The organism is Pseudomonas sp. NPDC087817 (assembly GCF_044742875.1).
Classification (GTDB): Bacteria; Pseudomonadota; Gammaproteobacteria; order Pseudomonadales; family Pseudomonadaceae; genus Aquipseudomonas.
On sequence record NZ_JBIUVJ010000068.1, the window covers coordinates 1 to 1,314 of the forward strand.

Sequence of the window (1,314 nt, forward strand, 5' to 3'; positions counted from 1 at the left end):
GGCTACAAGCGTCTGGAGCCGAATTGCGAAGTGCGTCTGCGCGGCAGCTACGTGATCCGTGCCGACGAAGCGATCAAGGACGCCGACGGCAACATCGTCGAACTGCGTTGCTCGTACGACCCGGACACCCTCGGCAAGAACCCTGAAGGCCGCAAGGTCAAAGGCGTGATCCACTGGGTGCCGGCCGCCGCCAGCGTCGAGTGCGAAGTGCGCCTGTACGATCGCCTGTTCCGTTCTCCGAACCCGGAGAAGGCCGAAGACAGCGCCAGTTTCCTCGACAACATCAACCCTGACTCACTGCAAGTGCTGACCGGTTGTCGTGCAGAACCCTCGCTGGGCAATGCACAGCCGGAAGACCGTTTCCAGTTCGAGCGCGAAGGCTACTTCGTTGCGGATATCAAGGACTCGAAACCAGGTCAGCCGGTATTCAACCGTACCGTGACCCTGCGTGATTCGTGGGGCCAGTGATTCAGCGTCAAGGAAATTAAAAGTGCTGACGATTTACAACACGCTCACCAAGAGCAAAGAAGTCTTCAAGCCGCTCGATGGCAACAATGTGCGCATGTACGTCTGCGGGATGACCGTGTACGACTACTGCCACATTGGTCACGGCCGCAGCATGGTTGCGTTCGACCTGGTGACCCGCTGGTTGCGGTTCAGCGGTTACAACCTGACCTACGTGCGCAACATCACCGATATTGAAGACAAGATCATCAATCGCGCCCGCGAAAACGGCGAGCCGTACGACGCACTGACCGAGCGCATGATCACGGCGATGCACGAGGACGAGGCGCGCCTCAACATCCTCAAGCCGGACATGGAACCGCGTGCCACCGACCATATTCCGGGCATGCTGAGCATGATCCAGACGCTGATCGACAAGGGTTACGCCTACGCCCCGGGCAATGGCGACGTTTACTACCGCGTCGCCAAGTTCATGGGCTACGGCAAACTGTCGCGCAAGAAGATCGAAGACCTGCGCATCGGTGCGCGAATCGAAGTCGACGAAGCCAAGCAGGATCCGTTGGACTTCGTGCTGTGGAAAGCCACCAAGCCGGGCGAGCCAAGCTGGGAATCGCCGTGGGGCGCCGGGCGTCCGGGCTGGCACATCGAGTGCTCGGTGATGTCCACCTGCTGCCTGGGCGAGACCTTCGACATTCATGGCGGCGGTAGCGACCTTGAGTTCCCGCACCACGAAAACGAAATCGCCCAGAGCGAAGCGGCCACCGGCAAGACCTACGCCAACGCGTGGATGCAATGCGGCATGATCCGTAACAATGGCGAGAAGATGTCCAAGTCCCTGAACAACTTCTT

1 protein-coding gene and 1 pseudogene are annotated in these 1,314 nt (G+C 59.6%); both read left to right on the top strand.

The genetic code is table 11. The features are described from left to right. Nucleotides 1-468: pseudogene (locus tag ACIONG_RS26015) on the top strand (glutamine--tRNA ligase); the annotation flags it as partial. A 22-nt stretch (nt 469-490) separates the two neighbouring features. After that, nucleotides 491-1,314: cysteine--tRNA ligase (gene cysS, locus ACIONG_RS26020; RefSeq protein WP_401303551.1), on the top strand; the 824-nt coding region annotated here is incomplete at its 3' end.